This is a genomic window from Blautia parvula, assembly GCF_020215665.1.
Taxonomy (GTDB): domain Bacteria; phylum Bacillota; class Clostridia; order Lachnospirales; family Lachnospiraceae; genus Blautia; species Blautia celeris.
Window position 1 is genome coordinate 1864521 of record NZ_CP084061.1, and the last position, 15011, is coordinate 1879531.

Here is a 15011-nt window from a genome sequence, read left to right on the forward strand (position 1 = left end):
GTATTCATGCATTCCTGCCCAAAACGGACACTTTATCATACTTACAGTCATTATCACAGTATAGCACAAGGAATTTAAAAATACCAGCATTTTTTTATGAAACAATGGATTTTTTGATCTGGCGGGCCTTCACTTCTCCCTCAAGCTGTGAAATCAGCTCCAGCGCAAAGGGGATAGCTGTTCCCAGGCCTCTGCTGGTGGTGATATTTCCGTCTTTTACCACCGGATCGGTAAAGACCAGCGCGCCTTCCAGCTTCTCCTCAAATCCCGGATAGCAGGCCGCCTTCTTCTCCCTTAAAATCCCGAGACCGCCCAGGACACTGGGTGCTGCGCAGATTGCCGCCACTTTCCGGTCTGATGCGGCAAATTCTTTCAGCAGGTCCGCAAGTCCCTGATGCGCTCCCAGATGTTTGGTTCCCGGCATGCCTCCGGGCAGCACCAGCAGGTCCACTGTGCTGTAGTCCACATCCTCAAAAAAAACATCTGCTTTTATCTCAATTCCATGGGAACCGGTCACACTCAGATTGTCGGAGATGGATACCATGAGCACTTCCTCGCCGGCTCTCCTTAAAAGGTCCACCACAGTCAGACCTTCCACTTCCTCAAAACCATCTGCGGTAAATACACAAACTTTTGCCATATGAGTACCTCCCTATTATAAATTCAAAACACGTATAAAATCCTGCCTACCCGTTTATTATACCATAGGATCACATGTTAATTCTAAAACTTCCGTTTCTTTTTTATAAAAAATATGATATACCTGTTTATATAGAAAAAAGGAGGTCCTCACAGAAATGGAAATCGAAAGAAAATTCCTTATTAAAGAGCTGCCCGCTGATTTGAAGAACTATCCCTGTCACGTGATCGAGCAGGCATATCTGAACACCAACCCGGTTGTCCGCATACGCAGACAGGACGCCACCTATATCCTCACCTATAAGGGAGAGGGCCATATGGTGCGGGAGGAGTATAACCTGCCGCTGAATGAGACGTCCTATTATCATCTGAAGGAAAAGGCGGACGGCATCGTTCTGTCCAAGATCAGATATCTGCTGCCCCTTGAGGGAGAACTCACCATTGAGCTGGATGTCTTTCAGGCACCTTATGAGGGTCTTTTTCTGGCAGAGGTGGAATTCCCGGACGTGGAGTCAGCCAATTCCTTCACACCACCGGACTGGTTTGGGGAAGATGTCACATTCTCATCACAATACCATAACAGCACCCTCTCAACAGGAACGGACAGGCCGCAGTGATGCCGGCCTGTCCGCTTTTGATTCACTCCTCACCGAGGCTCTTCATGATTCTGTGCCAGGTATCTTCCCGGCGTTTCTCAATCTCTTCCTCCAGTGCCTCTTCCCCTTTTCTTGTTTTCTCCAGACTCTTAGTATATGCCCTGGGAATCTTGTAAAGCAGTTTTCCCAAAAAACGCAGAAACGCATTGCCACTGTCCAGCAGCCATACACTGATTTCAAAAATATGGTCCATAAGCAACCCCTTCTGTCTCGGCCAAGCAGCACACAGGTGCTTTTTGCCTTTTCTTATATTCTACCAGCAGTTCGCATTTATTGCAATGAGAAATATTGCTAATTCCCGTCAAGACATTGCCCGTTTCTACAGTTCTCTGGTCTTCTTTACACAGGCGCGGATGCAGTCCATCACAGCACTGCGCATGCCCTTTTGCTCCAGAATGCCCACCCCTTCAATAGTGGTACCTGCCGGTGAGCACACCATATCCTTGAGCTCGCCCGGATGCATCCCTGTCTCAAGGACCATTTTTGCACTGCCCAGAACGGCCTGTGCCGCAAATTCATAGGCTTTTTTCCTCGGCATGCCCTCAGCAACAGCGCCGTCAGCCATGGCCTCAATGAACATGAAAACAAAGGCCGGGGAACTTCCGCTGACAGCTCCCACCACATCCAGCATGGGTTCTGTCACTACCTCTGCCCTTCCGAAGGAGCGGAGCAGCACCAGGGCCTCCTCCAGCTCTTTTTCTTCCACCAGTGCATTCCTGCAGACACCTGTGATTCCTTCGCCTACCAGAGCCGGTGTATTTGGCATGGTGCGGATGATCTTCCTGTCCCCGCCTATGCGTTCCTCCAGCCAGCTCATGGTCTTGCCGGCAGCGATGGAGATGATCACCTGGTCACTGCCAAGCACATCTTTTATCTCCGCAATCACGTCCTCCAGAAACTGCGGCTTTACTGCCAGGAACACCATGTCGGAATGCTTCGCTGTCTCCCTGTTGTCCGTACTGCAGGCGATGCCCAGTTTTTCTTTTATCTTTGCAGCAGATTCCTCTGACTTTGTGGACGCTGTGATATCTTCCCTGTCTACGATCTTTTTTTCCAAAATGCCGCCGATAATAGCAGAAGCCATATTGCCGCATCCGATAAATCCAAGTTTCATCTGTAATCCTCCTCGTTTCGTAACAGCTCAGCCGGAACCATTACCTTGTATTTACTTTTCCTCCCCATTATCCTCCGTTGCCTCTATTTTTTCAAGTGTCATACATATATTTTTTCAATTCCCAGCATAATTTTAAACATAATGCATGTTAATCCCCGGAGGTCTCCCTATGCAGCAATCTTTTAAAGTCTTTACCGTGATCGGTATCCTGTTCACCATGATCCTTGGTTCCCTGTCCCACTTTTTTTACGGATGGTCCGGTGATTTTTTCCTGGTCGGACTGTTCAGCCCGGTAAACGAGAGTGTGTGGGAACATCTCAAACTGCTGTTCTTCCCTGCACTTCTCTTTATGCTTACAGAACGGCGCCTGCTCTCCTACCGCTGTCCTGACCTGTTCTGCAAAAACCTGGCAGGTCTGTATGCCGGGCTGGCCGCCATGCCCGCGCTCTTTTACGGGTATACGCTGTTCACAAAAAAGAATTACCTGTGGGCTGATATCACGGTATTTATTCTCAGCGTCCTGACCACCTATCTGCTGGCCTATGCCCTCAGAAAAACGAAGCTATCGGATTCCCTGTGCCGCATCCTTTATGCTGTCCTCTATCTTTTACTGGCTGTCTTTACGGCTGTCTCCGTCTTCTTTATGATAAAATAAAATACGGCACAGAGAACTTTCCCGTACCGTAAAAACTCCCCTGTACTTTTTCCCTGTCTTGTATTATGATATTGTTATTCTGACAAAGGAGAAAAAGATATGAGCAATGAAGTATTTTCTGTGTACCACTGCAAATCCTGCAATAAAATAGAAGTGACACAGTACATATCTCCACAGCAGATGGAGGAATTCGGCCTGACCGCCGAGGAACTTCTTCCCATCTGTCCGGTCACCGGCAGCTCGGACTTAGAAGAGCTGGGACAGATGACAGAAAAGGAACTGCGCCACTTTGCCTACAGTGATGTGGAGGGCGTAAAAGAATATCTGAAAAACAGGGAAATAAAAACTCCCAGGCTCTAAGCCCTGGCCCTGATCCGAAAGAGGGGACCACACGCGTGATGCTGTCATGCGTGCGATCCCCTCTTTTTTTGCTGTTCAGCACTCTTTTCCCAGTTTACGGGAACCTATGAGTTTCCAGGTCTTATATTTCTTAACTCTATGCACAATATGGCGGGTTTTTCCGCATTTCATACACTGTCCCATAAAATCATATACCAGCACATCCTCCCGCTTCAGCTTCAGTCCGTATGTCTCATTCAGGCACGACCTGCAGTATCCCAGTCCATGTATTCTTTCATTTCTTGTCATCTTCACTCCCGCTCCCTGTAAATTTAATAATATCTTAATGAATCTAATATTTCTTTTTATAATATCAGATACAATACGATATTTCAAGACAGATTACGCATTAAAAACGACATTTTGGGGCATAGTATCATGTACAATGTTATATATTAGGTGGTGAAAAATATGTACAGCGAGAATACTTTTGAAGAAAACAGCTACGAAGAATTGTTTTATGACCGTCTTACGCAGCTTCGGTCAGCGAAGAAGGTCTCTGCAAGAGACATGAGTCTTTCCATTGGACAGAACCCGGGATACATCAACGGATTGGAAAATAAAAAAGGACTTCCCTCCATGACGGTATTTTTCTATATCTGTGATTATCTGAATGTTACACCAAAAGAATTTTTTGACGAGAGCATTGTCTGTCCTGAACAATTCAAGAATCTGTACCAGGATATGCAGGAACTGGACCGTGATGATCTCCAGCTCTTGTGGACATTGACAAAACGTCTGCAAAAATAAGACGCAGAAAAGCCGTGGGCTGCAGTAAGATACGCTGCAGCCCACGGCTTTTTTAATTCTGCCGGCCGGTTTCCTGTTTGCTTTCCAGCATTTTTTTTTCATTACTCTTTCTGTACTGATTCGGCGACATGGAAGTCATTCTCCGGAATGCCTGGGAAAAGTAAGACTGGGAGGAGTATCCGACCATACCTGATATTTTCGTGACCGGATAGTTGGTGGTCTCCAGAAGATGCATGGCCTCTGACAGCCGTTTCTGTGTCAGATAGCTGATGGGAGAGATTCCCTTATAGGCCTTAAACGCATGGACCAGATAGTATTTATTGATATGGGCCAGAAGGCTCAGGGATTCCAGGGTGATCTCCTCAAAGTAGTGTTCATTGATATACTGCTCCACAAAACGGCATTCTCTGGTGGCTTTCTTGGGCGGCGCTGCCAGAAGGTTCTGGCGGGTATGCCTGGTAATATACAGAAGGAGCAGCTCCAGAAGCTTCTGGCAGATCACCCCACTGTCCGGTTCTTCCAGACGCGCCTCCGCAACCATCTGCGCCAGGCAGTCTGAAATCTGCCTGTGGCGCTGTCCCAGGTAATGGACACTGTAGTCATAGGGTCCGCTCTCCTCCCCGGAATGGAACTGCAGCCCCTCTATGCCCAGGGCAATGTATTCCCAGGGGCTTTTTTTATTTCCCAGTTCCGTGTGGGAGACACCCGGGTTTACTAAAACCAGATCATTTTCCCGCACGGGTACTCTCTTATTGTCTATGATAAAGCTCCCCTCCCCCTTTGTGATGAAGAAAAGCTCTGCAAAATAATGGGAATGCTCCATACTGTGCCAGTCCTTGTCAGACCTGGCGCAGGTCACATACAAAAGCTGAACAGGCAGTGACAGAGGAGGCGGCTCCATGGAATATCGCTGGTTGCTCATATAGGGTTCCTCCCGTTTTCTCTTTGTAACTCCATTATAAAATTTTTCTGCTTTGGGAACAAGCCTGTTTTTTAACACCGGTCCCGGAACTTCTGGCAAGCCTTTTTCATACCTTATTATATGTCCCGGAGCACCCTGCGGCCTTTGGGAATATTTTATTGCACCAAATAACAGGAGGGAACTATGAAAAAGATTTTATCCGTTTTACTCGCAGTCACTCTCTGCGCTTCCATGTGTCTTACAGGCTGCCAGAAGTCAGCAAAGAGTGGGAAAGATTCCAAAGATTCCGGCACGGAAAAAGAACTGGTGGATGTGAAACTGAATGAAGTTGCCCATTCCATCTTCTATGCGCCGCAGTATGTGGCCATTGAGGAGGGATACTTTACAAAGGAAGGCATCCGGTTAGAGTGCGTGACAGGTTTCGGCGCTGACAAAACCATGACTGCTGTCCTCTCCGGTGACGCAGACATCGGCTTTATGGGCGCAGAGGCATCCGTGTATGCCTACCAGGAAGGTGCCAATGACGCAGTCGTCAACTTTGCGCAGCTTACACAGCGTGCCGGAAATTTCCTGGTAGCCAGAAAAGAGATGCCGGATTTCAAGTGGAGTGATTTAAAGGATAAGGATATTCTGGGCGGGCGCGCCGGCGGCCGACCTAACCACGATGTAACATTTGAGCACATTAGGGAAATTTACGAATGGACAAGCCGAAAATCCCTGGAATTGCCGGTTTTCAAGTATGAGGAAAAGATTATATCTGCTTCATAGCATTGATTGAATATATAGAGTTTGCTTAAAGAGGACAGGCCCGCACTGTCCTTTTTACTATCCTCAAAGGAAGGAGGCGAAAATTGTCGCAAGGAAATAACCCCTTAACCGGGCCTGACCGTAATGGTTGGGCCTTTTTTCATGTCACGAAAAGGAGGTAATGCACACATGGCTGATGATAAGCCTAAAATTTCACAGGAACAGTCCTCTCCCACCGACCCGCCTGTCAGTCAGGAGGTCAAGGACACTGCTCCGGCTGTAGCTCAACCGGGTGAGGAAAGGGACAAGGCGGCTGATACAAAATCGTTTGAAACGAAGGAAACAGAATCCGCTGGTTCTAAAAAGCTGGACGATATTGTAAAGCAAGTCAAAGATGCCCAGCAGAAGCAGACCGAGGCCAGTCTTGCCGCTCCCGACAAAAAACAGTCCGCTTCTATAACTAAGTTATCTGATTTGCCAAAGACCGGACAGAAGAAAGTTGAGAAACCGGAGCCCACACAAAAGACTGCCGCTGCGAAAAAAGAGACAAAGAAAAAGCCCGCACAGACAGCGAAACCGGGAAAGCCCAAAAGTACGGCTTCAGCTTCTAAAGGAGCTCCCGGAGCCAGTGTCCCGGCACAATCAGCACCCACGCCCCCGGAGCCACCAAAGGAGGCACCACGCCGGGGAGAGGAACAGATTGTCTATCTGAAGCTGAATGAGCTCCACGCCTTCAAAAACCACCCCTTCGGCGTGCGTGACGATGAAGAAATGCGGGCCATGGTTTCCAGCGTCAAGGACAAGGGTGTGACCCAGCCCGCTATCGTCCGGCCCTTGGAGGGCGGCGGCTATGAGATTGTATCCGGCCACCGCCGTCAGAAGGCCAGCGAACTGGCAGGCTACACGGACATGCCCTGTATCGTCCGCAACCTGACCGATGATGAAGCCATCACGCAGATGGTGGAGGACAACTTAAACCAGCGTGAGGAAATCCTCCCCAGTGAAAAGGCGAAGGCCCTGAAAATGCAGTTGGAGGCCATCAAACATCAGGGAGCCCGGACTTCGGGCCATGTTGACCCGAAGGAGGCCGGGAAACGCTCCAATGAGATTGTGGCAGAGCGCAACAAGATGGCGGTCAAACAGGTTCAGCGGTTTATCCGGCTCAATGAGCTGGTTCCCGACTTAATGAAGCTGGTGGACGATAAGAAAATCGGCTTCACAACTGCCGTGGAGCTCTCCTATATCAATAAGAAAAACCAGAACTATATCGCTGTCTCCATTGACAGCCAGCAGGCTTCCCCCACACAGGCACAGGCCAAACGCATGAGGGAGCTTGACGAAAAGAAACTGCTCAACGGTGACGTGATTGACGGAATCATGATGGAGGATAAGAAGGAGGTAGACAAAGTGATTTTAACAGGTGCAGAGCTTGGGAAATATTTTGGCGCGGAGGCCACCCCGAGGGAAATGAAAGACCAGATCATCAAACTGCTGGACGATTGGAAGGGACAGCAGAAGGAACAGGTCAAGCCGGAGAAAAAGGCTGACAAGGAGAAATAAGCGGGGCTTCGGGCCAGTGTGACCCGAGACTAAGACCGTGGGGCGCAGCCCCACACCCCGAAGCTCGAAGGATATATAATTCCCCGTCGCCGTTTGTTGGATAGCATAGCCGGGAAAATCTGTCAAGGGCCTGCCGCCGTAGGCGGTGCTTCGCACCCTTGACAGATTTCTCCCGGTTATGCTTTAAGGCGGTCAAGCGACGGGGATATAAATTCCTTTGAGCCGTTCCCCTTCCCACGGGAAGGGGCGGAGGGGTTGGGCTCTATCCTGCTACTACTCTTTTATAGAAGAAACGGAGGTAAAAACAGTGAAACGACCTTTAGCTTATATTACTGCGGCATGGAACGGGGAGCCGGATATTGACGCCGCCCTTGCCGTCCAATACTGCCGGATTACTTACGAAGCGGGATTCTCACCGATCTGCCCGCTGTTGTATCTGCCGCTGTTTATCAATGACGCTATCCCCGAGGAACATAAGGACGGGATTGACATGCGCCGGGATATGCTCCGGCGGGCCCGGGTGCTTGTTGTCTGCGGCGGTGCTGTGGACGAAGATGTAAAAAATGATATTGCCGTGGCCCAGCGGCTGAACATCACGGCAACCACCCTGGACGGGATTGTGACGGTCAACCAGCAGGGCCGGAACGCAGATGATGTTTGAAGCCTATCTGACAAATGTGGCCTTATATGCTACCAGAGGCGTTGAGGTCGGGGAGTATTTAAAATTCCCAGCCACCACGGAGGAAATACAGGCGCTTCTTTCCCGGATAGAAATAGACGGGAAGAAATATTCAGAAATCTTCATCACGAACTTTGAAAGTGACGTGCTGGGGCTGTCCGACTATCTTGATGAATATGAGGATATTGACGAGCTGAACCATCTGGCGCATGTTCTGGAGGAAGTACGGGATAAGGGCGAACTGGCAAAGTATGAAGCCGCCCTTGTTTTGGGAAAACATACGGCAAGCGTAAAAGATTTAATCAATCTCGCTCAAAATCTTGATATTTACAACTTTCAGCCGGGTATAGAAACTTGGGAGGCTTTAGGCTGTTATTATGCGGACGAGCTCATGGCAATCAATATCCCTTCCGATATACGGGCCTATTTTGACTATGAGGCATACGGACGCGATATCGCCATCAACGAAGGCGGCTGTTTTGCGCCGGGTGGTTATGTGTCCGCCGCTCCCCTTGTATTTACCGAGTATTATCACGGAATAGGGGATATCCCCGCAGAACACCGTGTATTTGCCTATCCCAACGAAACGCCACATTCCATTCTGGAAACCTTGAAACAGTTAAAAGAAGCCCCGCTTGCTCCGAAAAAGGAAAAGACGGGGCCTTCCCATGAGGAACGGTAAGACTTCGGGCCAGCATGGCCCGAGGCCGCAAAGGAGGTGCAGGTAACATTAACTACTATCCAATCAACGAGACAGCGGCCCGCCGTGCCAAAGAGATGAACAGCTTTTATGATTATCAGGAAGGGAGTGCAACCGCCGAATACCATAGCCTCGTAGATAAGGCCGCCGCTGTGGCAGAGAAACAGAAAACAAGGGTTGACCCCATGTTTCATGAAAAAATCGACCATCTGCTTGATACCTATGCCCGCAAGCTGGCAGAAAACATGAACCAGCAGTTTGCGATTGACGCGCGGGTTCCGTCCGTCATGATAGCCGGGCCTGCCAACTTCCCCATCAGGCAGAAGGAAAACCAGAACCGGGCCCGCGACAGCAACATGGAGGAATGGCGGCATATTCAGGGCCTCCTTGATAAAATCCGCAGTACCGGCATGGGCGGAATCAGCGCAGATGACCCGGAGGCCATCACGAAGCTGAAAGAGAAACTGGAAGGACTGGAACGCTCCCAACTGATTATGAAGGAAGTCAACATTTATTACCGCAAACACGGGACACTTGACGGCTGTGTGCTTCTCTCCCCTGACCAGATAGAAAAGCTAAAGGCGGATATGGCCCGGTACAGTTGGCTGAGAAAGCCCTTTGACCTTACGAATACCAGCGCGGAAATCCGCAGGGTAAAGGAACGAATCGAAGATTTAAGCAAACGGGCCGAAACGGAATTTTCCGGCTGGGAGTTTCAGGGCGGCCATGTGGATATGAACCGGCAGGACAACCGCCTGCAAATCTTCTTTGACGGGAAACCGGACGCCGATACCCGGACGGAACTCAAAGGGAACGGATTCCGGTGGGCCCCCAGCGTGGGCGCATGGCAGCGACAGCTTACCGATAACGCAATCTGGGCCGCCGACCGTCTGGATTGTATCCAGCCGCTTTCCGGTGAACGTCCTTCCCAGCTTCAAAAGAAGGCGCAGGAAAAGCCGTCTATCCTGAAAACCATGCAGGAATATCCAAAGGAGCCGGGACAGGAAAAACCGCTTACGCCTAAGAAGGAGGCCGAACGGTAGGCTTCGGGCCATGCTGGCCCGAGGTTATGAAGGGAGTGATTGATTATCAGTAAGACCAGACAAAAGCGGCTGGCGGAGCAGAAGGAAGTAAAGGAACTGCTGGCCGTGCTGAAGGAAAACAATTTTTCCAGCGCAAAGGATCTCATGGCCGCCATCGGCCATGTGTCAGACTTGGAGGAACAGCTTTCCAGTGCGGTTCAGGAGCTTACCGCCATGCGGCAGGAATTGCAGGAAATGAAGCAATCGCCGTTAAAGGCCGCCCTGCAAAGGTCGGTTCAGACCTTGGAGGCGAAAGTTTCCCAGTTGAGGGTGCAGATTGACGCGCTGAAAGAAATCATCATAGAGGGCTGTAAACAGGCCCTTGCCGATTTTAAGCAGCGAGGAACGGCGGCCTTAGACGGCGTGGCCCGCTTCTTCCATCTGCGGGAAGGTCTGGAAGGGGTAAAGGAAACCATTCAGGCGGGGATTGCCACAGACGAAAAGGCCCTTGCGAAAATCGAAGCCGTTTCAGCCGAATACCACGAGGCGGGCAGGCATTTGAAAAATGTAGGCCGGGCCCTGATGGGGAAGGAGGCCGTATCAAAGGCAAAAGGCCCGGGCAAGCTGGCAAAAACAGTTGCGGCACCTTACCGGGCTGAACGCTCCAGCCTGCTCTCCATGCAGAAAAGCGTGGAAAAAGCCCTCGCCCGGATAGAACGGCTGGAACAGGCGGCAGAAAAAAAGCCGTCCATCTTAGACACCATGCGGACGCAGAATGAAAAGATACGGGCGGAACCGGCAAAAGAGGCCCCGCCCTCCAAATATGCCGAGCGGTAGACCTCGGGCCACATTGGCCCGAGATTTTCCGTCTCCCGTAAAGATAAGAGGCCCCCCGGAGTTTATGGGAGCCTGACAGGAAGGAGGTATTATGCAGGACGAAGTAAACCAAAAAACGGTTGCCCTCTCAATCCGGGCAACAAAGCTCACAGGCCGGGTGCTGGCCTCCGCAATATGGAAGATTTTAGAGGAAGGGAAAAAGCGTCACCAGAAAGCGCTGACCCCGCAAGGCCGCCAAAGCGTGAAAAAGCTGATGAACCATTACGGGGCCAAAAACTCCATGCCCCTCGTGGGAGCGCCCCGGCAGTTTGACCGCATAGCAAAGGAATTTCATGTAGACTATGCGTTCCATAAGGTCAGCCCCGGCCACTACCTGCTGTTTTTCAAAGCGGGACAGGCGGACGCCATGACGGCGGCGTTCCAGAAATACAGTGACAAGGTGCTGAATAAGGGGAAAGACAAGGCTTCTATCCTCGGCCAGCTACGGAACCTTTCAGAGCATATCAAGTCCCGGCCGAAGGAGCGCCAGAAAACCAGAGAGGCGGTGAAGGAAGAACGGTGAGTGACAAAATCCGAAAATATGTGCTTCCCAACCTCCCCTACCTCTTTGTATTCTGGTTCTTCTCAAAGGTGGGGACGGCTTACCGCATGGCCGCCGGAGCCGATTTCGGCACGAAGCTCGTAGGCATGATGAAAACTTTCCCTACGGCCTTTGAAAACTACCTTCCGGGCCTTGGCGGGCTAGACCTTCTGGTGGGGCTTACCGGGGCCGTGGGAATGTACCTGCTTGTGCAGTCCAAAATCAGGAAGGGAAAAAAGTTCCGCCGTGAGGAAGAATATGGCTCGGCCCGCTGGGGTACGGCAAAGGATATCAAGCCCTTTGTAGACCCGGTATTTAAAAACAACGTCATTCTCACGGGTACGGAGTTCCTGACACTGAACACCCGGCCCAAAATCCCGGCCAACGCCCGGAACCTAAACGCCTGTGTGATCGGCTCGTCCGGCTCCGGAAAAACAAGATTCTGGCTGACCCCGCAGCTCCTTCAGGCCCATTCGTCCTATGTGGTCGTAGATCCAAAAGGCGGCACCCTCGAACAATGCGGGCGTTTCCTGCAACGACAGGGCTACCGGCTCCGGGTGTTCAACACTATCGACTTTACCAAATCCATGCATTACAATCCACTGGCCTACATCAAGACGGAAAGTGACGTGCTGAAATTTGTGACCGCCCTGATTGCCAACACCAAAGGGGACGGCAAAGACGGGGACGAGTTCTGGACAAAAGCGGAAACCCTTCTTTACTGTGCGTTGATTGCCTATATCGTCTTTGAGGGGCCGGAGGAAGAACGGAACATGAATACCCTTGTGGAAATGATTAACAGCATGGAAGTCCGGGAAGATGATGAGAGCTTCAAAAATGCCGTTGACTATATGTTTGACGGGTTGGAACGGAGGAACCCCAACCACTTTGCCGTGAGGCAGTATAAAAAGTATAAATTAGCCAGCGGCAAGACCGCAAAAAGTATATTGATTAGCTGTGGAGCACGTCTCGCGCCCTTCGATATTGGGGAGCTCCGGGAAATTATGACCTATGACGAGCTGGGGCTTGATATGCTGGGAGATGAAAAAACAGCCCTGTTTTTCCTGATATCCGACACAAATACCACCTACAACTTCCTCGTTGCCCTTGCCTTCTCCACTATGTTCAACATGCTCTGTGAGCGGGCCGACAACAAGTACGGCGGGAGGCTCCCCCATCATGTGCGGGTGCTGTGGGACGAGGCAGCCAACACGGGACAGGTGCCGGGACTGGAAAAAATCGTGGCCGTCATTCGTTCCCGCGAAATCAGCCTGACGCTGTTCTATCAGGCCATGAGCCAGTGCAAGGCGCTCTATAAGGACAACGCCGAGACAATCATGGGGAATATGGATTCCATCGTCTTCCTCGGAGGCCGGGAAAGCTCCACAATCAAGGAAATTTCTGAAAATTGGCTGGGCAAGGCCACCATCTCCATGCAGACAGAAAGCCGCACCCGGGGACAGTCCGAAAGCTACGGGCAGAATATGCAACGTCTGGGCCGGGAGCTTCTCACCACAAGCGAAATCACCACCATGCCCGGAAATATGTGTATCTGCCAGCTCCGGGGCCTCCCGCCTTTTTACAGCCCGAAGTATGACTTGAAAAAGCACCCCAGCTATAATCAGACAGCCGAGTACGACAAAAAGAAAAACGCCTTCCGCTCGGAAACCCTGTTCCGCCACCGGCCATTGAGACTAAAACCGGAGGACGAATACACGGTCTACGAGATAGAGGAAACAGACGCAGAGGAAGAAGCTGACATTCTCAACTTTGACGACATGGACAGTGACGACTTTGCGTGACCTCGGGCCACATTGGCCCGAAGCGCCGCCGTTATGGGCGGCTATTTTGTTACCCGAAAACCGATTCAATCTAAGAAAATGGAGGAAACCACATGGAATTTTTCAACTCTGCTATCGACATATTAAAGGTTCTCGTTATCGCCCTGGGGGCCGGGCTTGCGGTGTGGGGAGTCATCAACCTGTTAGAAGGATACGGCTCGGACAACCCGGCGGCAAAATCACAGGGAATTAAACAGCTCATGGCCGGAGGCGGTGTTGTCCTGATTGGCACACAGCTTATCCCCCTCTTATCCGGCCTGTTCTAAAGCGTTCCCATTTAAAGGAGTGATATATGGATACTATCATCAATGCAATCGTGGAATGGCTCAAGGGTGTGCTTGTAGATGGTATCATGGGAAATCTGGACGGCCTTTTCAACAACGTGAATGAGCAGGTCGGAGGGATTGCCTCGCAGGTTGGGACGACCCCGGCGGATTTTAACGCCGGGGTCTTTTCCATGATACGGCAGATATCGGAAACGGTCGTTCTGCCAATCGCCGGGATTATCCTCACGTTCGTCATGACCTATGAGCTCATTCAGATGCTCATAGACCGGAACAACCTCCATGACATAGACACATGGATGTTCTTCAAGTGGATATTTAAAACCTTCGTGGCCGTGACGATCCTGACGAACACCTTCAATATCGTGCTGGCTGTCTTTGACGTGAGCCAGCATGTGATACAACAGTCGGCGGGGCTTATCCAGAGCGGCACGGAAATCACGCCGGACATTATGGACAGCCTGCGCACGGACTTGGAGGCGATGGAGCTGGGCCCGCTGTTCGGGCTGTTCCTCCAGTCATTCCTCGTCCAGTTCACCATGACCGCCCTGAATATCGTGATATTTGTCATTGTCTATGGCCGCATGATTGAGATATACCTGCTGACCAGCCTTGCCCCTATCCCCTTCTCCACCGTGGCGAACCGGGAAACCGGGCACATGGGGCAGAACTATTTCCGGTCACTGTGCGCGGTCGGCTTTCAGGGGCTCCTGATTATGGTATGCGTGGCAATCTACGCCGTGCTGATTCAGAGTATTGCAACGGACGGCGACCCCATGGGAGCCATCTGGCGCTGTGTCGGCTATACGGTGCTCCTGTGCTTTTCTCTCTTTAAGACCGGGAGCCTGTCAAAATCCATCTTCGGCACCGGTTAAACCGGCAGAAGGACTTCGGGCCACCCTGGCCCGAGGCGGGAAGGAGGACATATGCCGAGACGCTACAAGCTGGGGGCGGACGGGCAGGCCCACCCGGCCTACTTTGGAAAGCTCCCCGAGGAATTTACAAAAGAGGATACCCTGCGTTTCCTCGCAGACACGGATATCCAGTTATACAGGCTTCTGTCGGCGGACACTCATGCCGCACTCCGGGCAGAAGGCTACGAGTATAAAAACGGGGGCCTTATCCCCATTTCAGAAAAGGAGACAGTTATGCAGGAACAGACAGGCGGCGCACCCGCCGCTACACAGGAACCCATGAAGCTGGACGTGAGCGTGAGGCTCATTGACCCCGTAAAAAACCTGATTGGCTTTGCCAGTGTGAAATTCAACGACTGTTTTGTGGTGGAGAATTTCAAGATACTGCAAGGCGAAAAAGGGATTTATGCAGGTATGCCCAGCCAGCCGGACAGAAACGGGGGCTACCGTGACGTAGCAAAACCCATCACGAAGGAGTTCCGCAGTCAGCTTAACGAAGCGGTTGTGGAAGCCTATACGACGGAGCTCGACCATTTGCAGGCAAGATTAGCAGCCGCACGGGGAGGCCAGGAACGGCCCTCCATCAAGGAACAGCTCACCGCCGGGGCAAAACAGGCGGAACAGGCGCAGGCGGAGAAACCCGCAAAGGCAAAGGCCAGCCGCGGGCAGGACAGATAACTTCGGGCCATGGTGGCCCGAAGTGAAGGAAGGA

19 protein-coding genes and 1 pseudogene are annotated in these 15011 nt (G+C 51.2%); 15 read left to right on the forward strand and 5 right to left on the reverse strand.

Annotation, left to right across the window (positions count from 1 at the left end):
- Positions 1-94: 94 nt before the first annotated feature.
- Positions 95-640, reverse strand: a complete 546-nt coding sequence (locus tag LC508_RS08775; RefSeq protein ID WP_033140952.1) for a DJ-1 family glyoxalase III — start codon at positions 638-640, stop codon at positions 95-97.
- A 157-nt stretch (positions 641-797) separates the two neighbouring features.
- Here LC508_RS08775 and LC508_RS08780 point away from each other — a divergent pair, with 157 nt between their 5' ends.
- The gene (locus LC508_RS08780) at positions 798-1256 is read left to right on the forward strand and encodes a CYTH domain-containing protein (protein WP_033140951.1); all 459 of its coding nucleotides are present in this window, start codon (positions 798-800) and stop codon (positions 1254-1256) included.
- 22 nt (positions 1257-1278) lie between these two features.
- Here the strand turns inward: LC508_RS08780 and LC508_RS08785 are convergent, their stop codons facing one another.
- Positions 1279-1488, reverse strand: a complete 210-nt coding sequence (locus LC508_RS08785; RefSeq protein WP_033140950.1) for a hypothetical protein — start codon at positions 1486-1488, stop codon at positions 1279-1281.
- 126 nt (positions 1489-1614) lie between these two features.
- Positions 1615-2409 carry a pyrroline-5-carboxylate reductase gene (gene proC / locus LC508_RS08790; protein WP_033140949.1) on the reverse strand — a complete coding sequence of 265 codons (795 nt, stop codon included), beginning with the start codon at positions 2407-2409 and terminating at the stop codon, positions 1615-1617.
- 169 nt (positions 2410-2578) lie between these two features.
- On the opposite strand from proC, the gene LC508_RS08795 reads away from it, so the two are divergent.
- Together LC508_RS08795 and LC508_RS08800 are read left to right on the forward strand one after the other, a co-directional pair.
- A complete protein-coding gene (locus LC508_RS08795; RefSeq protein ID WP_033140948.1) occupies positions 2579-3064 on the forward strand; it encodes a DUF6512 family protein in 486 nt (161 codons plus the stop codon).
- A 99-nt stretch (positions 3065-3163) separates the two neighbouring features.
- Positions 3164-3424: a hypothetical protein gene (locus LC508_RS08800; RefSeq protein ID WP_033140947.1), complete on the forward strand. Its 261-nt coding sequence runs from the start codon at positions 3164-3166 to the stop codon at positions 3422-3424.
- 75 nt (positions 3425-3499) lie between these two features.
- On the opposite strand, the gene LC508_RS08805 is transcribed toward LC508_RS08800, so the two are convergent.
- Entirely contained in the window at positions 3500-3712 is a 213-nt protein-coding gene (locus LC508_RS08805; RefSeq protein ID WP_033140946.1) for a hypothetical protein, read from the reverse strand.
- Between the two features lie 162 nt (positions 3713-3874).
- On the opposite strand from LC508_RS08805, the gene LC508_RS08810 reads away from it, so the two are divergent.
- The gene (locus tag LC508_RS08810; RefSeq protein WP_033140945.1) at positions 3875-4213 is read left to right on the forward strand and encodes a helix-turn-helix domain-containing protein; all 339 of its coding nucleotides are present in this window, start codon (positions 3875-3877) and stop codon (positions 4211-4213) included.
- 52 nt (positions 4214-4265) lie between these two features.
- On the opposite strand, the gene LC508_RS08815 is transcribed toward LC508_RS08810, so the two are convergent.
- The gene (locus LC508_RS08815; RefSeq protein ID WP_103731221.1) at positions 4266-5135 is read right to left on the reverse strand and encodes a helix-turn-helix domain-containing protein; all 870 of its coding nucleotides are present in this window, start codon (positions 5133-5135) and stop codon (positions 4266-4268) included.
- 183 nt (positions 5136-5318) lie between these two features.
- On the opposite strand from LC508_RS08815, the pseudogene LC508_RS08820 reads away from it, so the two are divergent.
- From LC508_RS08820 to LC508_RS08870, 11 genes and pseudogenes are all read left to right on the forward strand, one after another.
- Positions 5319-5819: pseudogene (locus LC508_RS08820) on the forward strand (ABC transporter substrate-binding protein); the annotation flags it as partial.
- A gap of 252 nt (positions 5820-6071) precedes the next feature.
- Entirely contained in the window at positions 6072-7442 is a 1371-nt protein-coding gene (locus LC508_RS08825) for a ParB/RepB/Spo0J family partition protein (protein ID WP_025491509.1), read from the forward strand.
- Between the two features lie 307 nt (positions 7443-7749).
- Positions 7750-8103, forward strand: coding sequence for a DUF7768 domain-containing protein (locus LC508_RS08830; protein WP_009299172.1), 354 nt, complete (start codon positions 7750-7752; stop codon positions 8101-8103).
- Positions 8093-8803, forward strand: a complete 711-nt coding sequence (locus LC508_RS08835) for an antirestriction protein ArdA (protein WP_009299173.1) — start codon at positions 8093-8095, stop codon at positions 8801-8803. The genes LC508_RS08830 and LC508_RS08835 overlap by 11 nt, the downstream gene beginning before the upstream one ends.
- A gap of 14 nt (positions 8804-8817) precedes the next feature.
- A complete protein-coding gene (locus LC508_RS08840) occupies positions 8818-9864 on the forward strand; it encodes a hypothetical protein (protein ID WP_009299174.1) in 1047 nt (348 codons plus the stop codon).
- 39 nt (positions 9865-9903) lie between these two features.
- Positions 9904-10680: a DUF6674 family protein gene (locus LC508_RS08845; protein ID WP_057573016.1), complete on the forward strand. Its 777-nt coding sequence runs from the start codon at positions 9904-9906 to the stop codon at positions 10678-10680.
- Positions 10681-10771: 91 nt separating this feature from the next.
- Positions 10772-11242, forward strand: a complete 471-nt coding sequence (locus tag LC508_RS08850; protein ID WP_009299176.1) for a PcfB family protein — start codon at positions 10772-10774, stop codon at positions 11240-11242.
- Positions 11239-13062, forward strand: a complete 1824-nt coding sequence (locus LC508_RS08855; protein ID WP_021638948.1) for a VirD4-like conjugal transfer protein, CD1115 family — start codon at positions 11239-11241, stop codon at positions 13060-13062. The genes LC508_RS08850 and LC508_RS08855 overlap by 4 nt, the downstream gene beginning before the upstream one ends.
- Before the next feature lie 92 nt (positions 13063-13154).
- Positions 13155-13367 carry a Maff2 family mobile element protein gene (locus LC508_RS08860; protein ID WP_002571582.1) on the forward strand — a complete coding sequence of 71 codons (213 nt, stop codon included), beginning with the start codon at positions 13155-13157 and terminating at the stop codon, positions 13365-13367.
- A 26-nt stretch (positions 13368-13393) separates the two neighbouring features.
- The gene (locus LC508_RS08865) at positions 13394-14260 is read left to right on the forward strand and encodes a VirB6/TrbL-like conjugal transfer protein, CD1112 family (RefSeq protein WP_009296695.1); all 867 of its coding nucleotides are present in this window, start codon (positions 13394-13396) and stop codon (positions 14258-14260) included.
- Between the two features lie 51 nt (positions 14261-14311).
- Positions 14312-14977: a septation protein SpoVG family protein gene (locus LC508_RS08870; protein ID WP_009296696.1), complete on the forward strand. Its 666-nt coding sequence runs from the start codon at positions 14312-14314 to the stop codon at positions 14975-14977.
- Positions 14978-15011: the final 34 nt, after the last annotated feature.

What these genes read in the sequence shown, in the direction of transcription:
- LC508_RS08775 (WP_033140952.1), bottom strand. Translation starts at nt 640, where the DNA reads ATGGCAAAAGTTTGTGTATTTACCGCAGATGGTTTTGAGGAAGTGGAA.
- LC508_RS08780 (WP_033140951.1), top strand. Translation starts at nt 798, where the DNA reads ATGGAAATCGAAAGAAAATTCCTTATTAAAGAGCTGCCCGCTGATTTG.
- LC508_RS08785 (WP_033140950.1), bottom strand. Translation starts at nt 1,488, where the DNA reads ATGGACCATATTTTTGAAATCAGTGTATGGCTGCTGGACAGTGGCAAT.
- proC (WP_033140949.1), bottom strand. Translation starts at nt 2,409, where the DNA reads ATGAAACTTGGATTTATCGGATGCGGCAATATGGCTTCTGCTATTATC.
- LC508_RS08795 (WP_033140948.1), top strand. Translation starts at nt 2,579, where the DNA reads ATGCAGCAATCTTTTAAAGTCTTTACCGTGATCGGTATCCTGTTCACC.
- LC508_RS08800 (WP_033140947.1), top strand. Translation starts at nt 3,164, where the DNA reads ATGAGCAATGAAGTATTTTCTGTGTACCACTGCAAATCCTGCAATAAA.
- LC508_RS08805 (WP_033140946.1), bottom strand. Translation starts at nt 3,712, where the DNA reads ATGACAAGAAATGAAAGAATACATGGACTGGGATACTGCAGGTCGTGC.
- LC508_RS08810 (WP_033140945.1), top strand. Translation starts at nt 3,875, where the DNA reads ATGTACAGCGAGAATACTTTTGAAGAAAACAGCTACGAAGAATTGTTT.
- LC508_RS08815 (WP_103731221.1), bottom strand. Translation starts at nt 5,135, where the DNA reads ATGAGCAACCAGCGATATTCCATGGAGCCGCCTCCTCTGTCACTGCCT.
- LC508_RS08825 (WP_025491509.1), top strand. Translation starts at nt 6,072, where the DNA reads ATGGCTGATGATAAGCCTAAAATTTCACAGGAACAGTCCTCTCCCACC.
- LC508_RS08835 (WP_009299173.1), top strand. Translation starts at nt 8,093, where the DNA reads ATGATGTTTGAAGCCTATCTGACAAATGTGGCCTTATATGCTACCAGA.
- LC508_RS08840 (WP_009299174.1), top strand. Translation starts at nt 8,818, where the DNA reads ATGGCCCGAGGCCGCAAAGGAGGTGCAGGTAACATTAACTACTATCCA.
- LC508_RS08850 (WP_009299176.1), top strand. Translation starts at nt 10,772, where the DNA reads ATGCAGGACGAAGTAAACCAAAAAACGGTTGCCCTCTCAATCCGGGCA.
- LC508_RS08860 (WP_002571582.1), top strand. Translation starts at nt 13,155, where the DNA reads ATGGAATTTTTCAACTCTGCTATCGACATATTAAAGGTTCTCGTTATC.
- LC508_RS08865 (WP_009296695.1), top strand. Translation starts at nt 13,394, where the DNA reads ATGGATACTATCATCAATGCAATCGTGGAATGGCTCAAGGGTGTGCTT.
- LC508_RS08870 (WP_009296696.1), top strand. Translation starts at nt 14,312, where the DNA reads ATGCCGAGACGCTACAAGCTGGGGGCGGACGGGCAGGCCCACCCGGCC.